General features: G+C 72.6%; 23 protein-coding genes. 9 read left to right on the top strand and 14 right to left on the bottom strand.

The window, feature by feature from the left end:
- Positions 1-170: 170 nt before the first annotated feature.
- Positions 171-839, bottom strand: coding sequence for a response regulator (locus ACIRHA_RS19320; protein ID WP_403846994.1), 669 nt, complete (start codon positions 837-839; stop codon positions 171-173).
- Positions 836-1,996 (bottom strand): sensor histidine kinase, encoded by a 1,161-nt coding sequence (locus tag ACIRHA_RS19315; protein ID WP_403846992.1) that lies wholly within the window; start codon positions 1,994-1,996, stop codon positions 836-838. Before ACIRHA_RS19315 ends, ACIRHA_RS19320 begins: the two co-directional genes overlap by 4 nt.
- 121 nt (positions 1,997-2,117) lie before the next feature.
- On the opposite strand from ACIRHA_RS19315, the gene ACIRHA_RS19310 reads away from it, so the two are divergent.
- The 4 genes from ACIRHA_RS19310 to ACIRHA_RS19295 all read left to right on the top strand — a co-directional run bounded on the left by ACIRHA_RS19310 (position 2,118) and on the right by ACIRHA_RS19295 (position 5,946).
- The gene (locus ACIRHA_RS19310) at positions 2,118-3,044 is read left to right on the top strand and encodes an ABC transporter ATP-binding protein (RefSeq protein WP_403846990.1); all 927 of its coding nucleotides are present in this window, start codon (positions 2,118-2,120) and stop codon (positions 3,042-3,044) included.
- Entirely contained in the window at positions 3,041-4,477 is a 1,437-nt protein-coding gene (locus ACIRHA_RS19305) for a hypothetical protein (RefSeq protein ID WP_403846987.1), read from the top strand. Before ACIRHA_RS19310 ends, ACIRHA_RS19305 begins: the two co-directional genes overlap by 4 nt.
- Entirely contained in the window at positions 4,474-5,274 is an 801-nt protein-coding gene (locus tag ACIRHA_RS19300; protein ID WP_403846985.1) for a hypothetical protein, read from the top strand. The genes ACIRHA_RS19305 and ACIRHA_RS19300 overlap by 4 nt, the downstream gene beginning before the upstream one ends.
- A gap of 78 nt (positions 5,275-5,352) precedes the next feature.
- Positions 5,353-5,946, top strand: a complete 594-nt coding sequence (locus ACIRHA_RS19295; RefSeq protein WP_403846983.1) for a Uma2 family endonuclease — start codon at positions 5,353-5,355, stop codon at positions 5,944-5,946.
- A gap of 57 nt (positions 5,947-6,003) precedes the next feature.
- On the opposite strand, the gene metG is transcribed toward ACIRHA_RS19295, so the two are convergent.
- The 3 genes from metG to ACIRHA_RS19280 all read right to left on the bottom strand — a co-directional run bounded on the left by metG (position 6,004) and on the right by ACIRHA_RS19280 (position 10,584).
- On the bottom strand, positions 6,004-7,734 hold the full coding sequence (gene metG / locus ACIRHA_RS19290; protein ID WP_403846980.1) for a methionine--tRNA ligase: 1,731 nt from the start codon (positions 7,732-7,734) through the stop codon (positions 6,004-6,006).
- 150 nt (positions 7,735-7,884) lie between these two features.
- The gene (locus ACIRHA_RS19285) at positions 7,885-9,504 is read right to left on the bottom strand and encodes a VWA domain-containing protein (RefSeq protein ID WP_403846978.1); all 1,620 of its coding nucleotides are present in this window, start codon (positions 9,502-9,504) and stop codon (positions 7,885-7,887) included.
- Between the two features lie 147 nt (positions 9,505-9,651).
- Positions 9,652-10,584: a LysR family transcriptional regulator gene (locus ACIRHA_RS19280; protein WP_403846976.1), complete on the bottom strand. Its 933-nt coding sequence runs from the start codon at positions 10,582-10,584 to the stop codon at positions 9,652-9,654.
- A gap of 125 nt (positions 10,585-10,709) precedes the next feature.
- On the opposite strand from ACIRHA_RS19280, the gene snpA reads away from it, so the two are divergent.
- Positions 10,710-11,372 (top strand): snapalysin, encoded by a 663-nt coding sequence (gene snpA / locus ACIRHA_RS19275; protein ID WP_403847673.1) that lies wholly within the window; start codon positions 10,710-10,712, stop codon positions 11,370-11,372.
- Between the two features lie 174 nt (positions 11,373-11,546).
- Here snpA and ACIRHA_RS19270 read toward each other — a convergent pair whose 3' ends face one another.
- From ACIRHA_RS19270 to ACIRHA_RS19260, 3 genes are read right to left on the bottom strand one after another with little or no spacing between them, the layout of a single operon-like run.
- Positions 11,547-12,566, bottom strand: coding sequence for an endonuclease/exonuclease/phosphatase family protein (locus ACIRHA_RS19270; RefSeq protein WP_403846974.1), 1,020 nt, complete (start codon positions 12,564-12,566; stop codon positions 11,547-11,549).
- A gap of 56 nt (positions 12,567-12,622) precedes the next feature.
- A complete protein-coding gene (locus ACIRHA_RS19265; RefSeq protein ID WP_403846971.1) occupies positions 12,623-13,126 on the bottom strand; it encodes a hypothetical protein in 504 nt (167 codons plus the stop codon).
- Entirely contained in the window at positions 13,056-14,027 is a 972-nt protein-coding gene (locus tag ACIRHA_RS19260) for a hypothetical protein (protein ID WP_403846969.1), read from the bottom strand. Before ACIRHA_RS19260 ends, ACIRHA_RS19265 begins: the two co-directional genes overlap by 71 nt.
- Before the next feature lie 129 nt (positions 14,028-14,156).
- Between ACIRHA_RS19260 and ACIRHA_RS19255 the strand changes: the two genes are divergently transcribed.
- A complete protein-coding gene (locus ACIRHA_RS19255) occupies positions 14,157-14,609 on the top strand; it encodes an SH3 domain-containing protein (protein WP_403846966.1) in 453 nt (150 codons plus the stop codon).
- Here the strand turns inward: ACIRHA_RS19255 and ACIRHA_RS19250 are convergent.
- On the bottom strand, positions 14,599-15,060 hold the full coding sequence (locus ACIRHA_RS19250; RefSeq protein ID WP_403846964.1) for a hypothetical protein: 462 nt from the start codon (positions 15,058-15,060) through the stop codon (positions 14,599-14,601). The two genes, ACIRHA_RS19255 and ACIRHA_RS19250, sit on opposite strands and share 11 nt — an antisense overlap.
- 123 nt (positions 15,061-15,183) lie before the next feature.
- Here ACIRHA_RS19250 and ACIRHA_RS19245 point away from each other — a divergent pair, with 123 nt between their 5' ends.
- The gene (locus tag ACIRHA_RS19245) at positions 15,184-15,819 is read left to right on the top strand and encodes an NAD(P)-dependent oxidoreductase (RefSeq protein ID WP_403846962.1); all 636 of its coding nucleotides are present in this window, start codon (positions 15,184-15,186) and stop codon (positions 15,817-15,819) included.
- Here the strand turns inward: ACIRHA_RS19245 and ACIRHA_RS19240 are convergent.
- From ACIRHA_RS19240 to ACIRHA_RS19220, 5 genes are all read right to left on the bottom strand, one after another.
- Positions 15,747-17,081, bottom strand: coding sequence for a PP2C family protein-serine/threonine phosphatase (locus tag ACIRHA_RS19240; protein WP_403846960.1), 1,335 nt, complete (start codon positions 17,079-17,081; stop codon positions 15,747-15,749). The two genes, ACIRHA_RS19245 and ACIRHA_RS19240, sit on opposite strands and share 73 nt — an antisense overlap.
- A 72-nt stretch (positions 17,082-17,153) precedes the next feature.
- Positions 17,154-18,569 (bottom strand): helix-turn-helix domain-containing protein, encoded by a 1,416-nt coding sequence (locus ACIRHA_RS19235; protein ID WP_403846958.1) that lies wholly within the window; start codon positions 18,567-18,569, stop codon positions 17,154-17,156.
- Positions 18,570-18,616: 47 nt separating this feature from the next.
- Positions 18,617-19,441: a ParB/RepB/Spo0J family partition protein gene (locus tag ACIRHA_RS19230; protein WP_403846956.1), complete on the bottom strand. Its 825-nt coding sequence runs from the start codon at positions 19,439-19,441 to the stop codon at positions 18,617-18,619.
- On the bottom strand, positions 19,441-20,238 hold the full coding sequence (locus ACIRHA_RS19225) for a ParA family protein (protein ID WP_403846954.1): 798 nt from the start codon (positions 20,236-20,238) through the stop codon (positions 19,441-19,443). The genes ACIRHA_RS19230 and ACIRHA_RS19225 overlap by 1 nt, the downstream gene beginning before the upstream one ends.
- A gap of 60 nt (positions 20,239-20,298) precedes the next feature.
- Positions 20,299-21,537, bottom strand: coding sequence for an MFS transporter (locus ACIRHA_RS19220; protein ID WP_403846952.1), 1,239 nt, complete (start codon positions 21,535-21,537; stop codon positions 20,299-20,301).
- 109 nt (positions 21,538-21,646) lie between these two features.
- Here ACIRHA_RS19220 and ACIRHA_RS19215 point away from each other — a divergent pair, with 109 nt between their 5' ends.
- A complete protein-coding gene (locus ACIRHA_RS19215; protein WP_403847670.1) occupies positions 21,647-22,579 on the top strand; it encodes a LysR family transcriptional regulator in 933 nt (310 codons plus the stop codon).
- A 55-nt stretch (positions 22,580-22,634) separates the two neighbouring features.
- Positions 22,635-23,600, top strand: a complete 966-nt coding sequence (locus ACIRHA_RS19210) for a S8 family serine peptidase (RefSeq protein ID WP_403846950.1) — start codon at positions 22,635-22,637, stop codon at positions 23,598-23,600.
- Positions 23,601-23,606: the final 6 nt, after the last annotated feature.

The following is a 23,606-nucleotide window of genomic DNA, read 5'->3' as shown; positions in this document are numbered from 1 at the left end:
TACCCCTGACAGCTTCGGGCCCTAGGGCGGACAGGCCCTAGCGTCCACGCCCATGACCGATCCCACTGAGCGTCGTGGCGTCACTGACGATGGGGGTGGCACCGGACGAGACGCACGACTCGACGGACACGATGCCGTCGGCATCGGCGTCGTCCTCCGCCTCGTAGACCTCAGCCCGAGCGCGGTACGACGAGTCCCGACTCGTACGCCGCCACCACCGCCTGCGCCCGGTCGCGGACTCCGAGCTTGGCGAGGACCCGGCTGACGTGGGTCTTCACGGTCTCGCCGCCGACCACGAGGCGCCCGGCGATCTCCTGGTTGGACAGGCCCTCGGCGATCAGCCGCAGCACCTCGCGCTCGCGCGGGGTCAACGCGTCGACGGCGAGGGACTGTTCGGGCACAGCGCGCGGGCGCAGCCGGGTGAACTCGGCGATCAGTCGGCGGGTGACGGTCGGCGCGAGCAGCGCCTCGCCCGCGGCCACCACCCGCACCGCCTCGAAGAGCCGTTCGGCCTGCATGTCCTTGAGGAGGAAGCCGCTGGCCCCTGCGGCGAGCGCGTCGTACACGTACTCGTCGAGGTCGAAGGTCGTCAGCATCACGACGCGGGTCGCGGGCAGGTCGCGCGCGATGCGGCGGGTGGCCTCGATGCCGTCCATGCCGGGCATGCGGACGTCCATCAGGGCCAGATCGGGGCGGACCTCGCGGCAGACGCGGACCGCTTCGACGCCGCCGGGCGCGCTGCCCACGACCATGAAGTCGTCCTGGCTGTCGAGGAGGGCGCCGAAACCGGCCCGTACGACGTCCTGGTCGTCGGCGACGACGATGCGGATGGCGTTCATGCGGCGGGGCCCTTGACCGGCAGGGACGCCTCCACCAGGAAGCCGCCGGCCGGGCCCTGCCCCGCGTGCAGGGTGCCGCCCGCCATCGCGGTGCGTTCGCGCATGCCGAGCAGTCCGTGGCCCGGCTCGCCGGGGCCCGTGCCCGGGCCGCAGTCCCGTACGCGTATCGCCAACTGTCGCTCCCCGTAGTGCAGTTCGACGTCCACGGCGACGCCGGGCGCGTGCCGGCGGGCGTTGGTCAGGGCTTCCTGGACGATGCGGTACGCCGTGAGTTCCAGGCCGGGGTCGAGGGCGCTGACCCGGCCGCGGACGATGAGGCGCACGGCGGTGCCGGTCGCCGCGCGCGCCTCGTCGACGAGGGTGACGAGCTGGTCGAGGCCCGGCTGGGGCGAGCGCGGCGCGGTGGCCGCGGGCTCGGCGGGGGCGTCCTCGCGCAGGACGCCGAGCAGTCGGCGCATCTCGGTGAGGGCGAGGCGGGCCGTGTCGCCGATCGCGAGGAACTTCTCGGCGCCCTGTGACGGCAGGCCGGGGGTCGTGTACCTGGCCGTCTCCGCCTGCACCGAGATCGTCGAGATGTGGTGCGCCACGATGTCGTGCAACTCCCTTGCTATGCGCGCCCGTTCGCCGAGCGCAGCATGGGCGAGGGCCGTGTCCGCGTACGCCCAGTCGGCGGCGGAACGGCGAGCCTCCTCGGCCTTCGCGCGCCGGGCCCCGCCCGCGGTGAGCGCCGCCGCCGCGCCCGCGAGGAGGGCGACGCCGTAGGGCCCGCTGTCGTCCGTGAGCGCGTACGCGGTGAAGGGCACGGCGAACAGGACGGCGGTGCGGCCCGGTTGGCGCCGCCCCACCAGGTACAGGGCGGCGGCGAGCGCCGGGAGGCCCGCGTACAGGGTCTGGCCGTACGCGAGAGGCGCGAGCAGCGCGGCCGCGGCGAGGGCCGTGGCGGTGAGGAGGAGCTGGGAGCGGACGAACGCGAGGGGGGCGCTCGCGCCCAGCGCCAGGGCGAGCAGCCCGGGGAGTTCGGGCTGCGGGTCGTGGCCCTGCCCGGTGACCTCGGAGAGGGCCGCGAGGGCCAGGACCGTGGCGGCGAGCAGCGGCAGGTCACGTGCGGTCGCCGCGCGCTGCGCCCGTGCCCGTGCCGTCGTCCAGGTCCCGGTCATGGCGGTCATTATCGGCTTCTCCCCGCGCGGGCGGCGTCCCCCTGCGGGGGGAGCGGGTCCCCCGGGAGACCACGCCCGGGCGGGACGCCGCCCCGCCGCCCCGTCTCTAACGTCAACAGGCATGACAGACATGACGATCGAGGCCCGCGGGCTGTGCAAGCGGTACGGGGCCACCACGGCCGTGGACGAGCTCAGCTTCACCGTCGAGGCCGGGCGGGTGACCGGGTTCGTCGGGCCCAACGGGGCCGGGAAGTCGACGACGCTGCGGATGATGCTCGGGCTCGACCGGCCCGACAGCGGGGCCGCGCTCATCGGCGGGCAGGACTACACGCGGCTCGCCGACCCGCTGTCCACCGTCGGCGCGCTGCTCGACTGCGAGGCGCTGCACCCGGGCCGCCGGGCCCGCGACCACCTGCTGTGGCTCGCCCACTACAACGGGCTGCCGAGCCGCCGCGTCGACCTCGTCCTGGACCAGGTCGGCCTCGCCTCCGCCGCGAAGAAGCGCGCGGGCGGCTTCTCCCTCGGGATGCGCCAGCGGCTCGGCATAGCCGCCGCCCTGCTCGGCGACCCGCCCGTGCTGATCCTCGACGAGCCGGTCAACGGACTCGACCCCGAGGGCATCCAGTGGATCCGCGGCTTCCTCAAGTCCCTTGCCGCCGAAGGGCGTACGGTCCTCGTCTCGTCGCACCTGATGAGCGAGCTGCAGGACACCGCGGACCACGTCATCGTGATCGGCCGGGGGCGGCTGCTCGCCGACACCGACGTCGCGGCCCTGCTCGACGAGGCGTCCGGCGAACGCGTCGCCCTGCGCACCAGCAGGCGCGCCGAGGCCCTGGCGGTCCTCGCGGGCGCCGACGCCACCGTCGCCGTGACCGGGCCCGACTCGCTCACCGTCACCGGTCTGGACGCCGAGGAGGTCGTCGCCCGGCTCGGCGCGCACCGCATCCCGTTCTCCGAACTGGCCCGGCACCGGGCCACGTTGGAGGAGGCGTACATGGAACTCACCGGTGCCACAACGGAGTTCACCGCACAGGAGGCGTCGTCATGAGGGCGCCGATGGTCCGTGCCGTGCGCGCCGAGTGGACCAAGCTGCGCAGCGTGCGCAGCACCCCTCTCGCGCTGCTTGCGCTGCTCGTCCTCAGCCTGCTGCTGACCGTCGCGTCGGCGAACGGCAGCCAGTTCGGTTACGGCGGCCCGAAGAAGTACGACTCCTTGTCCTTCGTGCACCGCACAGCCGCGGGCGACGGCACCTTCACCGTGCGCGTCGCCGCGCAGAAGAACAGCGCCGACTGGGCGAAGGCGGGCCTACTCCTCAAGGACGGCACCGCGAGCGGATCCTCGTACGCCGCCTTGATGGTGACGCCCGGGCACGGCGTGCGGATGATGGCCGACGGGACCCACGAACTGACCGGGTCCGGCGGCGCGGACGCCCCGCGCTGGCTGCGGCTCGTGCGGGCCGGGGACCGGGTCACCGGCTACGAGTCCGCCGACGGCCGCGCCTGGCACAAGGTCGGCACGCTCACCGTCGCCGGGCTGCCCAAGACCGCCGAGGCGGGCCTCTTCGTCACGTCGCCGATGGACGGCACGGAGGAGCGCACCGGGCCCGGCGATCTGCGCATGCACCCCGTGGCCACGCGCGGCAGGGCCGTCTTCGACCACGTCGCCTTCCCCGCAGCGGTCGGTACCGGCGGCTGGCGGCAGGCCGACATCGCGCAGACCGTGAAGAAGGGGGAGATGGCCGACCCCACCGCCGAACCGAGGCCCTACCGCGAGCACGACGGCACCTTCACGCTCACCGGCAGCGGTGACCTGGGCGGCCTCGGCATGGGCGGCGTCGGACAGCTCGGCGGGCAGCCCGACCTGGTCAAGATGGCGCTCGACGACGGCATCCAGATCGCGACGATCGCGGTCATCGCCCTCGGAGTCCTGTTCATCACGTCCGAGTACAAGACCGGGACCGTGCGCACCACGTTCACCGCGAGTCCGCGGCGCGGCCGGGTGCTCGCCGCGAAGGCGCTCGTCCTCGGCGCGACGGTGTTCGCCGTCGGCCTGGTCGCGAGCGTGGCCGAGTTCCTCGTCGCCCGCCCCGTGCTGCGCGACAACGGCTTCGCCCCGCCGCTCTTCCCCGCACTCTCCCTCACCGACCCGGCCACCGTGCGGGCGATCGTCGGCAGCGCGGCGTTCCTCGCCCTGGCCGCCGTGCTGAGCCTGGGGGTCGGGGCGCTGCTGCGGCGCGCCGTGCCGGCCGTGGTCCTGATGATCGTGACGTTCGTGGTGCTGCCGATCGTCGCGCAGAGCACGTCCATCGGGTTCAGCGACTTCGTCGGCCGGGCCACGCCCACGGCCGGCCTCGCGGTCCAGCAGACCCGCCGGCTCCTCGACACGGTCATGACGCCGTGGGCGGGCTTCGGAGTGCTCTGCCTCTACGTGGCCGTGGTGCTCGGGGCGGCGCGGTGGCGGCTGGCCGGGCGGGACGCATGACGGCCGCGGAAGCGGGGCGCGCGATGCGCGGGGAGTGGACCAAACTCCGTACCGTACCGGGGCAGTTGTGGACGGTGGTGTCCCTCACCGGGGCGATGGTCGCGTTCACCGCGCTGATCGCGGCGAGCGCCGGGAAGGGCCAGTCGGGCGTCCTCGCGCCGACCGCGCTGTCCCTGTCCGGGGTGTATTTGGCGCAGACGGCGGCCGCGCTCGTCGCGGTCGCCGTGGTCTCCTGCGAGTACCCGCGCATGATCCGCACGACCCTCGCGGCGAACCCGCGGCGCACCACGGTGTTCCTGGCGAAGGCGGCGGTGACCGCGGGCGCGGTCCTGGCCGCCGCGCTCCCCGCGGTCCTCGGCTCCTTGGCAGCGGGCCGCACCGTCCTGTCGGGACAGTCGGGACAGTCGGGACAGTCGGGACAGTCGGGCTTCCCCCAACTCCCGCTGTCCTCCCCCACGTTGTGGCGGGCGGCGCTCGGCACGGTCGTCTATCTGCTGCTGGTCGCGCTGCTGAGCGCGGGGGTGGCGCTGGTGGTGCGGCACGCGGCGGCGGCCGTCGGGGCGGTGATGGCCCTGCTGTACGGGCCCTACCTGGCCACGCTGATCATCACGATGCCGGAGCACGTGCTGCACCGGGTCCAGAAGTTCTCCCCGATGACCGCGGGCCTCGCCGTCCAGACGACGACGGGCACGGGCACCGCGCCGCTCGCGCCCTGGACGGGCACCGGAGTGCTCGCGGCGTACGCCGGGGGCGCGCTGATCCTGGGGTGGGCGGCGCTGCGGTGGCGGGACGCGTGATCCGGATATCACTGTCAGTGGCTGTCCGTACTGTGGAACACGTACCTGATCCGCGATGATGGGCAAGGGGAGGCCGTCATGAGTCTCGTAGCAGAGGAGCGGTCCGCTGTGGTGCTGAGCCAGGAGGACTTCGAGGAGCTGGCCCGCCATGCCATACGAACCAACGAGGCGCTTCGGATGGAGTTCATCGGCGGCAAAATGGGGGTCAAGGCTGTGCCGGACGGGGATCACGGACGGATCATCGCGTGGCTGTCGATGCGGTGCATCCAGGCCGACAGCGGCTGGTGGCTCTACACGGACCAGGGCCTGCGTGTCGAGACGTACCGGAACGGCAATGCCCGGCCGGACGGCACGCTGGTCCCCGTCGACAGGTTCGTCGGTGACGGCGAATGGGCCTCCACTGACGGCGTACTCATGGTCGCCGAGGTGACCTCTCGTGACAGCGACACCAATCGGCGTGACCGGGTCGAGAAGCCCCGGGCCTACGCCGAGTCCAAGATTCCCGTGTACCTGCTGATCGACCGGGACACGTGCGAGGTCAAGGTCCATTCGCAGCCGGACGGGGTGCGCTACGAGCAGGTGGTGACGGTGCCGTTCGGGAAGACGGTGACGCTCCCGGAACCGGTCGGCGTCGAGCTGGACACCGAGCCGCTCAAGGACTGGGCGCGCTGAGCAGTGCGAAGGGCCCGGAACCGGGGGATCGGTCTCGGGCCCTTCGTGCTGTCTGCGTTACGCGGCCGGTTCGCCGCCGAAGCGCTCCTTGTAGGAGGCCAGGTCCTCGTCGGTGATCTTGGCGAAGAGGACCGGCGGGACGGTGAACGGGGTGCCGGCCGGGACCGTGGTCAGCGACGTGGCCTCCTCGGCGGTGACCCAGTCGGCGTCGTCGCCCGGCAGGTCGAACGCGGCGCGCATGGCGGCCGCCGATGCCGGGATGAAGGGCTCGGAGACCACCGCGTAGAGGCGGATGAGGTTCATCGCCGTGCGGAGGGTCAGCGCGGCCGCGTCCTTGTCGGTCTTGATCTCCAGCCAGGGGGCCTTCTCCTCCAGGTAGGAGTTGCCCGCCGACCACAGGGCGCGCAGCGCCGCCGCGGCCTTGCGGAACTGGAGGGCCTCCATCTGGTTCTCGTACTCGGCGAGGAGGGTGGAGATTTCCTGGCCGAGCTTCGTCTCCGCCTCGCCCGGCTCGCCGCCCGCCGGGACGTCGTCGCCGAAGCGCTTGCGGGAGAAGGACAGGACGCGGTTGACGAAGTTGCCGAGGGTGTCGGCCAGGTCCTTGTTCACCGTCGCCGTGAAGTGCTCCCAGGTGAACGACGAGTCGTCCGACTCCGGCGCGTTCGCGATGAGGAAGTAGCGCCAGTAGTCGGCCGGGAGGATCTCCAGGGCCTGGTCGGTGAAGACACCGCGCTTCTGCGACGTGGAGAACTTGCCGCCGTAGTACGTCAGCCAGTTGAAGGCCTTGAGGTAGTCGACCTTCTTCCACGGCTCACGGATGCCCATCTCCGTCGCCGGGAACATGACGCTGTGGAACGGGACGTTGTCCTTCGCCATGAACTCCGTGTACCGGACGTCGGAGGCGCCGGCGGGCTCGTACCACCACGACTTCCAGTCGCGCGTCTCACCGTCGGGGGCCTGGTCCGCCCACTCCTTCGTCGCGCCGATGTACTCGATCGGGGCGTCGAACCATACGTAGAAGACCTTGCCGTCGGCCGCCAGCTCCGGCCACGTGTCCGCCGGGACCGGGACGCCCCAGTCCAGGTCGCGGGTGATCGAGCGGTCGTTGAGACCCTCGGTCAGCCACTTGCGGGCGATGGAGGACGCGAGCTGCGGCCACTCGTCGGCGACCTCGTCGATCCACGCCTCGACCTCGACCTGGAGCTTCGACTGGAGGAGGAAGAGGTGCTTGGTCTCGCGGACCTCCAGCTCGGTGGAGCCGGAGATCGCGGAGCGCGGGTCGATGAGGTCGGTGGGGTCGAGCACGCGCGTGCAGTTCTCGCACTGGTCGCCGCGGGCCTTGTCGTAGCCGCAGTGCGGGCAGGTGCCCTCGACGTAACGGTCGGGCAGGAAGCGGCCGTCGGCGGGCGAGTACACCTGCCGGATGGAGCGCTCCTCGATGAACCCGTTCTCGTTCAGCTTGCGGGCGAAGTGCTGGGTGATCTCCGCGTTCTGCTGCGACGAGCTGCGGCCGAAGTGGTCGAACGCGAGACCGAACCCGTCGTAGACCGCCTTCTGCGCGTCGTGCGCCTGCGCGCAGAACTCGGCGACCGGGATACCGCGCTCCTTGGCCGCCAGCTCGGCGGGGGTGCCGTGCTCGTCCGTCGCGCAGATGTAGAGCACGTCGTGGCCGCGCTTGCGCAGGTAACGGGCGTACACATCCGCCGGGAGCATGGACCCCACCATGTTGCCCAGGTGCTTGATCCCGTTGATGTACGGAAGGGCGCTGGTGATGAGGTGTCGAGCCATCGGGGGCTGCTCCCAGGTCGTGACGTGCGTGCGGTTCGGTTGCGGAATCTAGAAATCGTAGCCGACATGGGGCGGCCGCCCGCGCGGTGTTTTGGTGCGCGGACGGCCGTGGGGTGTCGGGGCCCTGCTGAGCGGGGTTACGGGGTGGGGTTACGGGCGCCAGGCCTCCAGGAGGCCCTTGTAGAGCTCCGCGTCCGTGAGTTCCAGCGGGGTCTCGCCCGCGTGGAAGACGGCGGCGTTCTCCGCCTTCAACTTGCGGAGGTAGTCGAAGTTCTTCGAGTCCGGGTCGCCGAACGTCACAAACTGGAAGAAGAGGGGGCGGGCGGCGGCCTTGGCGAGCGCCTCGTTCGCCGGGCGTTGGACGTCTGGGGGGCCGTCCGTCTGGAAGATCACCAGGGCCGGGGCTGTGGGGTCGTCCGACTTCTCGTGGTGCGCCACGATCTCCTCGATGGCGCGGTGGTAGCTGGTGCGGCCCATGCGGCCCGCCTCCGCGTGCCAGGCGTCGACCTTGCCCTCGTACGCGTCCAGGGTGAGGTCGCCGGCGGCGTCGATGTCCGTCGAGAAGATCACCGTGTGGACGGTGGGGGTCTCGCGGGTGTCGAGGTGGGCGGCGAGCGCGACGGTCTGCTCCGCGAGGGCGCTGGTGGAGCCGTTCTTGTAGTACGAGCGCATGGAGCCCGAGCGGTCCAGGACGAGGTAGACCGTGGCGCGGGTGCCGGTGAGGTTCCGCTTGCGGAGTTCGGCGCCGGCGGCTTTGTGCGCGGCCGCGAGGCCGGGTGCGCGGGTCTTGACCTTGGCCGGGGTGTGGGCGGGCTTCCCGGTCTTGTCGGCCTGCGCCGGGGTCTTTGCCGGGGCGGGGTCGACGTCCTCGGTCTTGTTGGCCTGCGCCGGGGTGCTTGCCGCGACGGGGTCGACGTCCTCGATCTCTTCGGCCTGCGCCGGAGTGGGCTCATCCGCCGGGGCGGGGTCGGCCCCCTTGTCCTCTTCGGCCTGCACCGGGGGCTGTGCCCACCCGTCCCGCCCTGCGGGACGCTTGCCCACAGCGGGGGCGGGAGCCGGGAGTTCGGGGTCGTCCTGGGTCTCGGCCGCAGCGGGGGCGGGAGCCGGGAGTTCGGGGTTGTCCTGGGCCTTGGCCGCAGCGGGGGCCGGGGGGTTGTCCTTGGTCTCGGGCTCGGCCGGAGTGGAGGCCTCTGTCTCGGGTTTCTTCTCGGCCGGTGCCGAAGCCGGGTCCGCTGCCTCGGTTGTCTTCGCGGCCGGAGCGGCAGGCTCGGGCTCGGTCTTCGCCTCGGCGGGAGCGGGAGCGGGAGCGGGCGCCTCGGTCGTCTCCTGCGCCGGAGCGGCGAGCTCGGGCTCGGTCTTCGCCCCGGTGGGAGCGGGAGCCTCTGCCTCGGCCGGAGCGGCAGGCTCGGTCGTCTCCTCGACCGGAGTGGCAGCGGCCTCAGCCTCCGCCTCCGCGGGCTGCTCGTCCGAAGCCGAAGCCGAAGTCTCCGCCTCCGTGGGCTGCTCGTCCGAAGCCGCAGCCGAAGCCTCCGCCGACCGGCCCCCCGGATCCCCCGGAGCCCCCGCCCCCGTGCTCAGGCGGTCGCCCGCCACCGGGCTCGACGGCTTGGGGACCGAGATGTTGTCGAAGGCTGCCGAGACCAGGTCGTCGGCCTCGCCCTTGGAGGGGGCGGGGACCGTTGGTGCCTGATCGGTAGCGGCAGCGTCGGCGGGTTGGTCTTTTTTGCCCGAACGCCCGAACGCGTTCCGCAGCCGATCCAGAATGCCCATGTGCGCAACCTTCCGCATGAGTTGTCCCCGACGTCCCTGGAACCCCTGGCCAGGGCGGACACGTAAGGTTAGCCGCCGCGGGCCGTGATCTTGGGCAGGGTCGGGCCGTTCGACCGAGCGGACAACTGCCGCCCTTTCTGTGTGGATTCACTCGATCACGCCCGACTCCGTGAGACGTGTCCGATACGCCGGTGACTGGTCTGCCGACTCCCAATAGGCCTCCCGCAGGGCCGGCAGCACCGCGTCCAGGACGGGTGCGGAGCGGGCCGCGAGGAGGAGGCGTACGGCCACCGGGTCGCCCTCCAGGGGGCGGATCGCCATGTCGGGTCGGGCCAGGGACGTCGGCTGGCAGAGCGTCACCACTTCACCCGTGGCGACGAGGTTGGACGCGGTCAGGTAATCGCCGTGCAGGACACGGGGCTTGAGGCCCGCCGAGCGGAACGCCCTGAGCAGGCCGTCCCATTCGCCGTCCACCGTCGGGTCGATCATCCAGCGGTCCTCCGCCAGGTCCGTCAGGCGTACGACGGGGCTCCCCGCCGCCGGGTGGTCCGCCGGCAGGGAGACGTACTGGGGTTCGCGGGCCAGGAGGACCTTGCAGGTCAGGGACTCCGGTATGTGGAGTGGGCTGCCTTCCACCTCGTGGACGAACGCCACGTCGAGGCCGCCCTCGGCCACCAGGCGGAGCAGCGCGTGCGCCGAGACGTCCATGCGCAGCGACGGTTCGTGCGGTGAACTCGCGCGCAGGCGGCGCAGCCAGCCCGGTATCGCGCGGCTGGCCGTGGAGCCGATGCGCAGGCGGTCACCGGCCGCCTCCTGGGCCATCGAACGCGTCTCGTCGACCAGCGCGCGCAGGTCGTCCACCAGCGGGCGGGCCCGTGTGAGCAGCGTGCGGCCGAGCGGGGTCGCGCGGCAGCCGGTGCGTTCGCGGGTGAACAGGCGGCCGCCGAGGTGGTCCTCGATGCGGCGCAGCTGGGTGCTGAGGGCGGGCTGGGTCATGCCGAGGTGGCGGGCGGCCTTGTGCAGGCTGCCGGTGTCCTCGATCGCACACAGGACGCGCAGGTGCCGCACTTCCAGCTCCATGGGCGTCGAGCGTAGGCCGGTCCCGTGCGCCGCACCAGAGTCAACTGTGTGGTGATAGCGCGGAGTTATCGCGCAGTGGCATCTTTCCCGTGCGTCCCGCCCGCCCCACACTCTCACGCATGGACATGACACCACCCCCCACGGTCATCCGTCTTCTCGCCTGCGCCTTCGGTGCCGGCCTCACTGTCACGGCCCTCGCCGCGAGCCCGGCGGCCGCCCACCCGGCGCCCGTGTCCTCGTACGCGCGTTACGCCGGTTCCGCCGAGGAGGCCGCCGCCAACAAGGCCTTCTTCCAGGCGGTCATGAAGTCCGTCGCCGAGAAGCGGGCCGCCCATCCCGGCGCCGAGTCCGTCACCGTGTCGTACGACGCCTCGCAAGCCCCCACCTTCCAGCAGCAGATAGCCGGCAGCGCGTCGATATGGAACGCGTCGGTGTCGAACGTGAAGCTCCAGGCCTCCTCCGGCGGCGGTGACTTCTCGTACCGGGAAGGCAATGACTCGCGCGGGTCGTACGCGTCCACGGACGGGCACGGCAGCGGCTACGTCTTCCTGGACTACACGCAGAACCAGGAGTACGACTCCACGCGCGTGACCACGCACGAGACGGGCCATGTCCTCGGCCTCCCCGATCACTACGAGGGGCCGTGCAGCGAGCTGATGTCGGGCGGCGGCCCCGGCCCCTCGTGCACCAACGCGAACCCGGACGCGAACGAGAAGGCCCAGGTCGATTCCCTGTGGGCCAACGGGTTCGCCAAGGCCCTGCACAAGGCTGAGGCCGCGCTGCGCTAGGGCCCAGCCTGATCCGTCAGAAGGACCCTAGGCCCGTAGCGGACCCGACGGACGAGGCGTGCGGTCCGGCCCCCCACCTGCGACCTGACCGCAGCGGGCCGCCGCCTCTCGCACGCACCCGGCCGCCGCCCGTCTCTCCACGGGCGGCGGCCCGGTGCGTTCCGGAGCGCGCGCTCAGCCGTGCAGCGTCAGGTCCACAAGGAGTGCACGGTGGTCCGTGTCCGCGAGGTCGATGAAGCGGGACGTGTCCGCCGAGAAGTCGTCGGTCACCAGTACGTGGTCGATCTGCGTGCCCAGCGGTCCCGGCGCCGCCGACGGCCAGCTCGGGGTGCGGGCGTGGCCGGTGCGGCGGGCCGCGTCGTGCAGCGCCCCCGAGTCGAGGATCCGGCGGAACGCCGCGTGGTCCTGCGTCGCGTTGAAGTCCCCCGCCATGATCCCGGGCCCCTCGGCGGCCCGTGCCGCGTCGGCGAGGCGGCCCAGCTCCGTCTCCCACACGCCGACCTGGTCGGGCAACGGCGGCATGGGATGGGCGAGTTGGAGGCGCACCGCGTGCCCCCGTACGTCCGCGACGGCGGCCGGCATGCCCATCGTCCCGGCCACCGTCGGCGCCGCCTTCAGCGGGAACGTACTCAGGATCATCGAGCCCTCCGAACCGTCCGCGGCCACGGCCCGCCGGTGCGGGTAGCGGGTCCGCAGCGACTCCCGGTCCAGCGCGTCCCGGCAGGGTCGGCCGCACTCCTCGACGAACACGATGTCGGGGCGGTGCCGGGCGACCGTGTCGATCAGCGCGTTCGTACCGCGGCTGAACTGCACGTTGGACGCGAGCACCCGGACGCCGGAGACGGGAGCGCCGTCCGGCTCGCCGTCCTTCCCGTACGGCTCCATGTACCAGGCGAGCGCGCCGAGCACGACGACGCCCCAGACCATCCCCGTACGCCAGCGGGACAGCAGCGCGAGGAGCAGGGCGGCGGCCGTGGGGGCGAGCAACCAGGGGAGGAACGCGAGGAGTTGGGGGACGGGCGTGGGTCCGTCACGGCCGGCGGCCCGGAAGCCGACCACCACGCTGACCCCCGCGAGCAGCAGCGCCGCCGTCCACGCCCCCGTCCTGCTGACGCGGCGGCGCCCGGCGTCCCGCGGCTCGTACCGCGGGGCGCCGGGCGCCTCGTCCGTGATGTGCTGCTGCCGCTGGTCCAAGGCCGGCCCCCGTGTCCCCTGTTCGCAGTCCTCCAGGTTAGCCGGGCGCGCGACCGTCAGGCCGGTTTGGCGGCCCCGGGGTTGGAGGTGTTGGGGGCGCGACCGTGGTCCGTGGCGAGGGCCCAGATGACGAAGACGCCGATGCCGATGGAGATCAGCGACCACACGGGCGCGTACGGCAGGAACAGGAAGTACTCGACGACGTAGAGCGCGCCGAAGCCGATGCCCGCGCCGCGTGCCCAGTCCTTGCCCTTGAGCACGCCCCAGCCGGTGACCGCGACGAGCGCGCCGATGACCAGGTGGATCCAGCCCCACGTGGTGAGGTCGAAGGCGTAGACGTAGTCGCCGATCCGGCTGTAGACGTCGTCCTTGGCGATGGCCGCGATCCCGTTGAGGACGCCGAGGCAGCCGCTGACCAGCATCAGGACGCCGGCGAACAGGGTGCCGCCTGCCGCCCAGTCACCGCGCGGGCCCTCGCCGCGCGTGGGGTCAGGGTCGGGCCTGCGGTGGTCCTGGGACCAGGCGGTCGTCGGCTCGGTTTCCGGTGATGTGTGTGTCATGCGGGGGCCTCCTCGTGTCACCGGAATGCTCGCGCCGGAGCGGGGAGGCGGCATTCCGTGCGCGGCTGAACGGGTGTCCGCCGAGCCACACCGCGAGCGCCACCACCGCGCCCACCGCGACGAGCACCCACGAAGCGGTCCGCATGGGCGAGGTCAGGGCGTCGTAGACCGCGGCGGTCGCCGCCTTGTTCGAGGCGTCGGAGATGTCGGAGAGCGTCAGCGCGCGGGCCAGCGGCAGCGCGACGAGCAGCGCCGCCGCGCCCAGGGCGACGCCGAGGGCCGTCCAAGTGAGCGCGCGGCGGCGGCGCGCGGCGAGCGCGAGGCCCGCGACGGCGCACACCACGGCCGCCAACGGCAGCCACAGACCCGCGAGTTGGAACGTGTGGAAGCCCTTCCGCAGCGCCGCCAGGTCGCCGGCGGGCAGCAGCGTGACCTCGGTGTGGGCGACCGGGATCCGCCCGGCGAACGGCACACCGTCCGCCTCCAGCTGCTGCTTGACCTGGCGGGTGACGGGGGCGAGGTCGAGCGTGACGGGCCCCGTGGTGCCCTCGTCGAGGGCCTGCTGCACGGCGTCGTGGGCGGCGCGGTTCGCGGTGTTCCAGGCGCCGCGGAAGGCGTCGGTGTCCGTGAACGAGACGACCGCGTCGTGCAGATAGTCCTGGACGACCGACTCGAGCGCGCCCACGTCGAGGTTCTTCATGACCCCGGTGGTCACCGCGTCGGCGACCGCGTTCTGCACATCCGCGTCGCCGGCCAGCGGCGCCATCGCGGACACGTACCGGTCGCTGTCGCCGATCTCGTACTTCGCCCAGGTGGAGAGCGTGCCGAGCGGGACGAGGAGGCAGGCGACGACGAGCAGCACCGAGGAGAGGGTTGCCTTCACGGGCGCTTTTCGGGTCACGTCTGCCAGGCAAGGCCCAAGCCGCACGGGGCGCGAGCGCTCCGGTGGAGCACTGGGCCGAACGGGTGTTTCCTGGACGTGGGGGCGTGGAGATCGTGGGGATCCAGGGTTCACCCTAGGAGGCCGATCATGCGCCGAACCATGCGCCGAACCACTCCGGCCCTGGCTGCCGCCGGGCTCCTGGCGGGCGGTCTGCTCGCCGTGACAGCCGCGGCACCGGCCAGCGCGAACAGCGCGAACAGCGGGGATGTGGTCTGGGGGACGGTCGTCTCACAGTCCGACCTCAACCTGCGCTCGGGGCCGAGCACCTCGGCATCCGTCGTGTACCGGCTCGCGCCGGGCAGCCAGGACCGCATCGAGTGCGCCACCGACGGCTCGTCCGTGCACGGGACCTCGACCTGGTACTGGTTCACGGGCGCCCGCGGCTGGGCCAGCGCCGCGTACGTCGACACCGGTGGCCGTGGCGTGCCGAGCTGCACGTCCGGGGCGCCGTCCGACGGGCCGCGGCACCATCACGATCAGGACCACGGCCCGAGCAGCTTCTACTACCGCGAGTACCGGGAGTTCGGCGTCACGTTCTAGAGCGCCATGCACTAGAACGTACGTTCTGTACGGGCGCGTACTCGCTCGCCGAGTAGTACCGGTAGTACGTGCCCAGGAACGTGGACGCCCCGATCACCAGGCCGAGCATGATCGACCACAGGATCGCGGGGTCCGAGAGGCTGTGCAGGAAACCGATCGCGATGCCGGCGAACGCGCCCCAGGCCGAGGCCCGCGCGAGGAAGTGCCGGCCCGCCAGCTGCTTGGACCAGTGATGGATACCGAAGCAGAGCGCCGCCACGACGATGCCCGTGACGAAGCCGAGCGCGATGTTGCCTCCGGTGACCTCGCCGCCGAAGCGGTCGATGCTCGCCGCCCAGAAGCCGTACGCGATGCCGGTCACGACGGGGATGACGACGGCCGCGCTCGTCGGGGAGATCGCTGCGCCACCGGTGCTGCCGCGTCCCGGTGCGGGTGCCGCGTGCTGAGCCATGACGGGCTCCTTTCTGCCAGGCCCCCTCGGACGCCCCGAGCTTCGTCCTTCGCTTTCCATTGACCTCTCGTGGCACGCCCTTCGCAACATGCGCGTGGTGGCACACCGTGTTTCGCTGAGCGCATGAACATCCTGCTCCTGGGCGCCACCGGCATGGTCGGCAGCCGCATCGCCGCCGAGGCCCTGGGCCGCGGCCACAGTGTGACCGCCGTCAGCCGCTCGGGCGACGTGCCCGTCGCCGGTGTCACGGCCGCCGCCGCGGACGTCTCCGACGTGCAGCGGCTGTCGGAACTCGCGGGCGGGCACGACGCCGTGGCCTCCGCCCTCGCGCCGCCCCGCGACGGCTCGGACCCGGTTCTGCCGTTCCTGGCACTCAATGAGGCGCTGGTCGCCGGGGTGCGCGGGTCAGGGGTCGCACGGCTCGTGGTGGTCGGCGGGGCGGGCAGCCTGGAGGTCGCGCCGGGCGAGGCGCTGGCGGACCAGCCGGACTTCCCCGACGCGTACCGCGGCGAGGCGCTCGCGCACCGGGACGTGCTCGCGTTTCTGCGCACGGTCGACGACCTGGACTGGACGTACATCTCGCCGGCCGCGGAGATCGGGCCGGGGGAGCGCACCGAGGAGTTCCGGATCGGCGGCGACCGGCTGATGAAGGACGCCGACGGCGAGAGCCGGATCAGCGCCGAGGACTACGCGCTGGCCTTCGTCGACGAGATCGAGCGCGACGCGCACTCCAGGAAGCGCATGTCGGTGGCGTACTGAGTCATGGCTCCCTGAACGGCCGTGTCGGCCGTGTCATCGGGCTCCTTCGGCCGGTACTCGTACAGCTCGCCGTCCGCCTCGTTCTGGTACGGCGCGCGCTCCGCGGTCCTGCGGATCACGGTGATCGCGGCGTCGTCGCTCGGCGGGCCGTACCGGTGTGCGCGCAGGTCCTCCGCCAGGCGGCGCAGCAGCGCCTCGGGCGACTCCTTCGCGCCGCGCGCGGACAGCAGGCGCGGCAGCCGCTCGCGTACGGGGTAGAAGGTGCCGCCCTCGTCGCGGCACTCGGTCACGCCGTCGGTGAAGAGGATCAGGGTGTCCCCGACCCCGAAGGGCAGCCGGGCCACGGTGGGCCCCGCGGCGCCCAGCGTCCCCATGCCGAGGGGGAGTCCGGCCGGGAGCTCGGGGGTGCGCACGCGGCCGTCCGCGGTGACGACCAGCGGCGGCTCGTGCCCGAAGTTGACGATGTCGACGGACTCGGGGGACGTCGGCGGGAAGTGCAGCAGCAGACCGGTGGAGAACGCGTCCGTGAGGCCCTCGTCATTGGTGATCCGGGTCCAGGCGCTGTAGCGCTGCATGGCGATCTCCAGGCGCCGGGCCACCTCCTCGATCCGCTCCTCGTGGTACGCCGCCTCCCGGAACGCGCCGAGCAGCCACGCCGAGGCCGACACCGCGGGCAGACCCTTGCCGCTGACGTCGCCGAGCACGGCGCGCACCCCGTGCGGCGAGGGCTGGAAGTCGTACCAGTCGCCGCCGACGCGGGCCGCGCGGGCGGCGGGCTGGTAGAAGTCGGCGATGCGCAGGTCCTCGAAGCGCTCCGGCAGGCCGCGCATCACCGCGCGCTGCGTGGCCTCGGCGATGTCCGTGAGGGCCTGGACGCGGGCCCGCTGCTCCTCCCTGCGGCGCGCGATCAGCACGCCGAGCAGGCCGCCGATGCCGATCATCAGCGGCCCGAGCACGGCCCAGCTGCCGCCGGTCGGCAGCGGTGACACGGCCTGCAGCCCGATGTAGACGCACATCAGCAGCCCGGTGACGACGGCCGTGACGGTCACGGGCGCGAGCAGCGCCACCATGATCGGCACGAGGCCGAGCAGGGCGCGCGCCCGGAAGTCGTCGGGGGTCGACACGTCGAGGGTGACGATGATGAGCGCCATCACCGCGACGAGCAGCACCACGGCACGCCAGCCGCCCGTGGGGCGGGAGGGCGAAGGCGCCGCGCCACGGACCGAGGACTGGTAGAAGCTGCTGGAGCTGCGGGATGTCATCACTTATGAGAATGCGGGGCATTCGTCGCGAGCAGTAGGGACGAAGGTCCGTACGCCGGTGAGATCCGGGTCTCAGTGCACGGGGACGTTCACGAAGCGTGACGTCACGTGCAGGTCCGCCGCGATCAGCGCCGCGGTGTCCCGCAGCGCTTGCGCCCACGCGTCGTCGTCCCCGCGTCCCTGGTGGGCGGTGACGTCGAGCGCGGAGACGGGCACGCCCGCCCGGTCCCGCACCGGTACGGCCACCGACCGCAGTCCGGCCTCGGGCCCGTCGGCCACGGCCAGCTCGCCCCCGTCGCGCAGCAGCCGCCCGGCGGCCGTGTCCTGCGCGGGCAGCCGGGAGCCGACGCCGATGTCGACGCTCATGACCCGGCGCGGCGCCACGCGCGCGGTGCAGCGTACGGACGTGTCCTCCGGCACGGAGAGCCCTACGGATTCGGCCAGCCGTTCCGACAGGGCCGCCAGGTGTGGCGCGGCGATGCGCGGGAGCGTGGTGCGGGAGAGGGGCGCGCAGCCCAGGGCGAGGACGCGGGGGGTGAGGCGGTACGTGTGGTCTTCGCGGGTGACGTAGCCGAGGTGGTCGTACGTGATGAGGGCGCGGCGGGCCGTCGCGCGGGCCAGGCCCGTGCGGGCGGCGACCTGGGTGAGGGTCAGTTCGGGGTGGGCGGCGTCGAAGGCCGTTAGGACGGCTAGTCCTCGTGCGAGGGACTGGATCGGTGCGGGAGTTGGTTCCCCGGTCGCGGGGCTCCGCCCCGGGCCCCGCTGGCTCTCGTCCACAGGCGGGGCTTGAATGTGATGCTCCAGTGCCGCTTCCATCTTGCGTACGGAACTCTCCAATGCCCCCCGAACCGCCCCCGGCAGCTCCTTCGCCGTGTGGCGGCTCGTGTGGCTGACCACGCTCACCGCGCACACCACCGAACCGTCCGGCCCCCGCACGGGAACCGCCACCGCGACGAGGCCCGGTTCCACCAGTTGGTCGTCCACCGCGACGGGGAGGTCGTCCCGGAACACCAGCCCCGGCGCGCACCCGTCCCCCGGCAGCGCGTCGCCCACCCGGAAGCTGATGGACAGGGCGCGCCTGCGCAGCACTTGGTGGACGAAGCGGATGTCGGTGCCGTCGGGGACCGCGAGGGAGACGGACTCGTCGAGTTCTGCGGCCAGCTCGTCGGCGAGCGGGCCCAGCAACCCCGGCAACCGCAGCGCGTCCAGGCAGGCGTTCGCGACGGCCATCAGGGGCGGGGCGAGCGCGGCGTCGCGCCCGTCGAGGCGTACGAAGCCCAGGTGGGCGAGGGTCGCGCAGATCCGGTCGACCGTGGAGCGGGCCAGGCCCGTGGCCCGGGCGAGGTCGGCGAGGGCCAGCGTGCCGGCCCCGCTCTCGGCGTCTGTGAGGATCCGCAGCACGTCCAGGCCGCGCATCAGCGGGGCGACGGCCTCGGCGGGCGGCTGCGGGGTCACGGGCGGGGACGGCACGGTCGGCACTTCGAGCACGGGGCCACGGTAAGCGACCACGGCGGCCGCATCGACGACACGGGCGACTATCGGCCCAGCAGTTCGATGATCCGGTCGAGGGTGGCCGGGGCGAGATGCCGGCGGAGCGCCTCGACCACATCGTCCGGGGTGCCCCGGCTGTCGATCTTGATTACGCCGTAATCGCGGCCCCGCTTCTCCTTGCGGGCGGCCGGGACGGTCGCGGCGTCCTCCGGCTCGCCGGGGAGCACCTGTTCCTCCTTCGGGAGCCGGGCGATGCGGCGGGCGTCCTCGATGGAGACGCGGCCGTCCGCAAGGGCCTCCTGGATGTCCTCGCGGAGCTTCATCAGTGACAGGCGCTGCGAGATGAAGCCCTGCGTCTTGCCGATCCGGGCCGCGACCTGGCGCTGCGAGTAGCCGTAGGAGGTGATCAGGCCCTGGATGGCCTGGGCCTGCTCCAGTTCCGTGAGGTCGTCGCGCTGCACGTTCTCGATGAGCGCGTCCTCGTCGGAACGCGTCGCATCGTCCCTGACCAGGACCGGAACCTCGTCCAGGCCCGCCATCCTGGCCGCCGCGAGCCGCCGGTGGCCGTGCAGGACGACGTACGGGGCGTTGCCCACGGCCTCCTTGTGGTGCGGGCGGGCGGCGAGGAAGACGGCGGCGGAGACGACGCCGAGGGCCTGCAGGACGCCGCGCTCGCGCACCGTCTCCGCGAGCCCGTCGAGGTCGCGCAGCTCGTGGCGCGGGTTGTCCGGGTTCTCGGTGAGGTCGCCGATCGGGACGGTGAGCGGCTTGGTGTCGGGGCGTCTGCGCTGCGCGGGCGCCGCGGTCTGCTCCTCGGCGGCCGCCTTCTCGGAGGACAGGAGCGAGGACAGGTCGGTACGGCGCCCCATCAGCTGGTCACCTTCTTCTTCGTGGCCTTTGCGGCCTTCGTCGTGCGGGAGGACTGACGGGACTTCTTGCTCCGGGCCGGGGCCGGGATCGCCGCGAGGCCGACCTCGAGGGCGAGCCGGAAGAAGTCCTCGCGGGCCTGGAGTGCGACCCGGTTGGCGCCGTACTGCGTGACGACGAGGCCGTCCGCGCTGGCCCGGGTGTGCAGCTTGTAGTGGCGTACGACGGTGCGCGCGAGCGGCCAGTCCTGCGCCTCGATGAACTTGCGGGTCTGCGCCAGGTCGGCCTTGCCGTCGCGCGGGTCCCAGTTGTTGATGACCACGCGGAAGGGCAGCCCGCGCGGCTTCACGACCCGCTCGACCGTGCGCTGCGTGGGCTGGAAGCCGAGCGGCTCCGGCTCGATGGGGACGATGACGTCGGTGGCGTTGGAGAGCACCGCGCGCAGGGCGTCGGCGGCCGCGCCCTTGCCGAGGGGGTCGTCACCGTCGTCGTCGGCGAGGTCGAGCCAGCCCGGGGTGTCGACGAAGACGTGCTCGGCGGACGGGATCCGGGAGAGCGCGGCGAGCCCCGACAGGTCGTCGTGGGCCTGCACGAAGTCGAAGGGGAGGTCGTCGCCGACCCGCTCCGACCACCACACGGCCGAGCCCTGCGGGTCGATGGAGACGGCGACGACGGGCGGGCGTTCGGCGTCGGGGGCGCCCGCGCCGAGCACATCGGCGGTGACGGCCGCGAGGTTCACGGCGAGCGTGGACTTTCCCACGCCGCCCTTCTGATTGAGGATCACGTGTACGTGTGCCACGAAAACTCCCTTAACCGGGCTGTCTTGGACATCCGGCATATATGGGGCGGTTGTTCGTGGTCACTCTGGCAGCGTGGGCGCCGCGGGGCGGGGTGTACACGCCGGGGAGCGCAGGCCGCGCAGCAGCAGGGGGGTCGCGAGCAGTAGCACTCCGGCGAGCGCGATCGCCCCGCGCGTGCCGATCAGCGCGGCGAAGCCACCCCACACCAGCGTCAGCGCGGCGGTGACGGCCCGCTGGGTGACGTTCCAGGCGGACAGCACCCGCGCCACCCGGTCGTCGTCCGTGAGCCGCAGCCGCTCGACCGCCATGACCGGGGCGAAGACGGCGCTGCACGTGATGAGGCCGAACTCCACGAGGACCACCACGAGCATCCCCGCGACACCGGGCCCCACGAACGCGAGCCCGACCGGCCAGCACGCCCTGGCCGCTCCGCTCACGAGGAGCACCCGACGCTCCCCGTACCGCCGCACCAGCGGCCCGGTGAGCCGGGAGCCTGCGAGCCCGCCCAGGCACGGGATCCCGAAGACCAGGCCGTACTGCCAGGGGGCAAGCCCCAGATCGTCGAGGAGCAGCACCGCCATGAGCGGCGCGCCCACCATGATCAGGGCGTTCACCAGGCTGTTGTTGAGGAACAGGGCGCGCAGCCGGGGCTGCCGCCACAAGTGGCGCCAGCCCTCCGCGATGTCGGCGGCGCTGAACCGGCCGCCGTCCGCGCCACGCGCGGGCTCCGGCTCGGGTGCGCGGATGGCGCGCACGCCCACCGCCGACAGGGCGTAGCTCACGGCGTCCAGGAGGACCGTCGTCAACGGACCGAAGGCGCCGATCAGCGCGCCGCCGAGCGGCGGTCCGACGGCCGTGGCGGCCCACTGCGTCGACTCGAACCGGGCGTTGGCGGTCAGCAGGCCCTCGTCCGGGACGAGCGCCTTGAGGTGGGCGCCGCTCGCCGCGCGGAAAACGATGTCCGCGGCGGCCACGACCACCGAGACCAGGACGAGCTGGATGAAGGTGAGCGCGTCGAGGACGTACGCGAGGGGGAGTGTCAGCAGGGCGCCGCAGCGCACCAGGTCCGCGAGGATCAGCACGGGCCGCTTGCGCCGGAACTCCACCCACGGCCCGAGCGGCACCGCGAGCAGCGCGCCGACCGCGAGCCCGGCCGCCGCCAGGAACGACACCTGCGCGGCGCCGCTGTGCAGCACCAGGACGGCGATCAGCTGGAACGCGTCGAGCGCGAGCCGGGAACCGGCGGTGCTCACCGCGAAGGCGGCCCACAGCCACCCGAAATCCCGCCCGAGCCGCACCGAACCGCCTCCCGTCTCCTGTTGTGACCAGGCGATCCAAGCGGCCGGGGGCGCGCCGCGGCAAACAACCGGCACCCGTATCCGTACAACCAATGGTTGTATGGGTGCTGTGGACCAGGAAACCGTACGCACCTTCGTCGCCGTCGCCGACGAGGGGCAGATCCAGATCGCCGCCGCCGAGCTCGGCATCACGCAGCAGGCCGCCTCCAAGCGCGTCGCCGCCCTGGAACGCGAGCTCGGCGTGCGCCTGTTCACCCGGACCCCGCGCGGGGCGCGGCTCACCCTCGACGGCGAGACCTTCCTGCCGCACGCGCGGGAACTGCTCGCGGCCGCCGAGCGGGCCGCCGACTCCGTGCGCGGCGGCCGGCGCCCGCTGCGCGTGGACGTGCTCGGCGCCAACGTGATCACCAACGGGGTCGTGCAGGACTTCCACCAGGCCCACCAGCACCTCCCGCTCGACGTCGTCGCCCTCGGCCACGGCGGGCGTGCCGCGCTCGCGTCCGTACGGGAAGGGGGCGTCGACGCCGCGTTCTGGACGCGCGCGGTGCCCGAGGACCGACTGCCGCGCGAGGTGCGCAGCGCCCGCGTCATCGACGAGCCGGCCATCCTCGTCACCGGAGCGGCACACCCCCTGGCGGACCGGACCGAGGTCACGCCCGCCGAGCTCGCCGGGCACCGGATCTGGATGCCCGGCATGGTCAAGGGCAGCGAATGGGCCACGTATTACGAGGAGTTGGAGCGCGCCTTCGGCCTCACCATCGACGTCGGCGGCACGACCTTCGGCGGCGGCCACCTGCTGCGGACGGTCGCGGCGGCGGACGACGTGGCCACCATCATGGGCACCCGCACGCCCCTCACTCGGCCCGCCGACATCGAGCTCCGGTTCATCCCCGTACGCCGTCCGACCCCGCTCTACCCGCTGTCGCTGCTGTGGCGGGCCGACAACCGGCACCCCGGACTCGCGGCGCTCCTGACGTATCTGACGGACCGGTACGAGCCGCCGGAGAGCGCTGACTTCTGGAGCCCGGACTGGGCCCGGTAGCCCACACGGCTGGCCACCACATGCGTGCGGCGGCGGGGGCCCGCAGGCTCGGATCATGCGTATCCGTACACCGCTCGTCGCCGCGACCGTCGCCAGTCTCCTGCTCCTGACCGCCGCCTGCGGGGACGACAGCGAGCCGGACCCCATGCGGAAGGACCAGTGGGCCCTCGACGCGATGAAACTGCCGGCCGCCTGGGACACGTCGAAGGGCGACGACACGACCATCGCCGTCGTCGACTCCGGCGTCGCCCTCGACCACCCCGACCTCAAGGGCCGGCTCGTCGACGGATACGACTTCGTCGACGGCGACGACGAGCCCAAGGACCTCAACGGCCACGGCACGCACGTCTCCGGTATCGCCGCCGCCCACACCGACAACGGCGTCGGCGTCGCGGGCGGCGCTCCCGGCGCCAAGATCATGCCGGTGCGGGTGCTCGGTGCGAACGGCAGCGGGTCCAACGGCAACATCACCAAGGGCATCGTCTGGGCCGCCGACCACGGCGCCGACGTCATCAACCTCTCGCTCGGCGAGGGCATCCTGATGACGAAGCTGCTCCAGGGCGGCATCCTCAACCGGGCCATCCAGCACGCCCATGACAAGGGCGCGGTGGTTGTCGCCGCGGCGGGCAACGACGGCGCGGACACCCAGCCGTACAAGGTGGAGACGCCGGTCCTGGTCGTCGGCGCCAGCACCGAGAAGGGCACCGCGGCGAGCTACTCCAACTTCGGTGCGGAGCAGGCGGTGTCGGCGCCCGGCGACAAGATCCTCTCCACGCTCCCGACGTACACGACGAAGGAGACCCTGAAGGACACGTCCGGCTACGGGGAACTCTCCGGTACGTCGATGGCGGCGCCCTACGTCTCCGCGCTCGCGGCGCTCCTGCACCACCAGGGGCTCGACCCCGACGAGATCATCTCCACGATCCGGGAGACGGCCGCCAACCCGAAGAAGAACGCCAAGCTCGGGCTCGGCATCGTGGACGCGCAGGCGGCGGTGAAGAAGGCGGACAAGGACTCGTAATCAGGC

Origin of the sequence: Streptomyces sp. NPDC102360 (genome assembly GCF_044766085.1) — a bacterium.
Classification (GTDB): Bacteria; Actinomycetota; Actinomycetes; order Streptomycetales; family Streptomycetaceae; genus Streptomyces.
This window is presented reverse-complemented; position numbering and strand designations above follow the sequence as displayed.

What these genes read in the sequence shown, in the direction of transcription:
- ACIRHA_RS19210 (WP_403846950.1), top strand. Translation starts at nt 22,635, where the DNA reads ATGCGTATCCGTACACCGCTCGTCGCCGCGACCGTCGCCAGTCTCCTG.
- ACIRHA_RS19255 (WP_403846966.1), top strand. Translation starts at nt 14,157, where the DNA reads ATGCGCCGAACCATGCGCCGAACCACTCCGGCCCTGGCTGCCGCCGGG.
- snpA (WP_403847673.1), top strand. Translation starts at nt 10,710, where the DNA reads ATGACACCACCCCCCACGGTCATCCGTCTTCTCGCCTGCGCCTTCGGT.
- metG (WP_403846980.1), bottom strand. Translation starts at nt 7,734, where the DNA reads ATGGCTCGACACCTCATCACCAGCGCCCTTCCGTACATCAACGGGATC.
- ACIRHA_RS19280 (WP_403846976.1), bottom strand. Translation starts at nt 10,584, where the DNA reads ATGGAGCTGGAAGTGCGGCACCTGCGCGTCCTGTGTGCGATCGAGGAC.
- ACIRHA_RS19240 (WP_403846960.1), bottom strand. Translation starts at nt 17,081, where the DNA reads ATGACATCCCGCAGCTCCAGCAGCTTCTACCAGTCCTCGGTCCGTGGC.
- ACIRHA_RS19305 (WP_403846987.1), top strand. Translation starts at nt 3,041, where the DNA reads ATGAGGGCGCCGATGGTCCGTGCCGTGCGCGCCGAGTGGACCAAGCTG.
- ACIRHA_RS19250 (WP_403846964.1), bottom strand. Translation starts at nt 15,060, where the DNA reads ATGGCTCAGCACGCGGCACCCGCACCGGGACGCGGCAGCACCGGTGGC.
- ACIRHA_RS19310 (WP_403846990.1), top strand. Translation starts at nt 2,118, where the DNA reads ATGACAGACATGACGATCGAGGCCCGCGGGCTGTGCAAGCGGTACGGG.
- ACIRHA_RS19295 (WP_403846983.1), top strand. Translation starts at nt 5,353, where the DNA reads ATGAGTCTCGTAGCAGAGGAGCGGTCCGCTGTGGTGCTGAGCCAGGAG.
- ACIRHA_RS19300 (WP_403846985.1), top strand. Translation starts at nt 4,474, where the DNA reads ATGACGGCCGCGGAAGCGGGGCGCGCGATGCGCGGGGAGTGGACCAAA.
- ACIRHA_RS19285 (WP_403846978.1), bottom strand. Translation starts at nt 9,504, where the DNA reads ATGGGCATTCTGGATCGGCTGCGGAACGCGTTCGGGCGTTCGGGCAAA.
- ACIRHA_RS19245 (WP_403846962.1), top strand. Translation starts at nt 15,184, where the DNA reads ATGAACATCCTGCTCCTGGGCGCCACCGGCATGGTCGGCAGCCGCATC.
- ACIRHA_RS19320 (WP_403846994.1), bottom strand. Translation starts at nt 839, where the DNA reads ATGAACGCCATCCGCATCGTCGTCGCCGACGACCAGGACGTCGTACGG.
- ACIRHA_RS19315 (WP_403846992.1), bottom strand. Translation starts at nt 1,996, where the DNA reads ATGACCGGGACCTGGACGACGGCACGGGCACGGGCGCAGCGCGCGGCG.
- ACIRHA_RS19230 (WP_403846956.1), bottom strand. Translation starts at nt 19,441, where the DNA reads ATGGGGCGCCGTACCGACCTGTCCTCGCTCCTGTCCTCCGAGAAGGCG.
- ACIRHA_RS19265 (WP_403846971.1), bottom strand. Translation starts at nt 13,126, where the DNA reads ATGACACACACATCACCGGAAACCGAGCCGACGACCGCCTGGTCCCAG.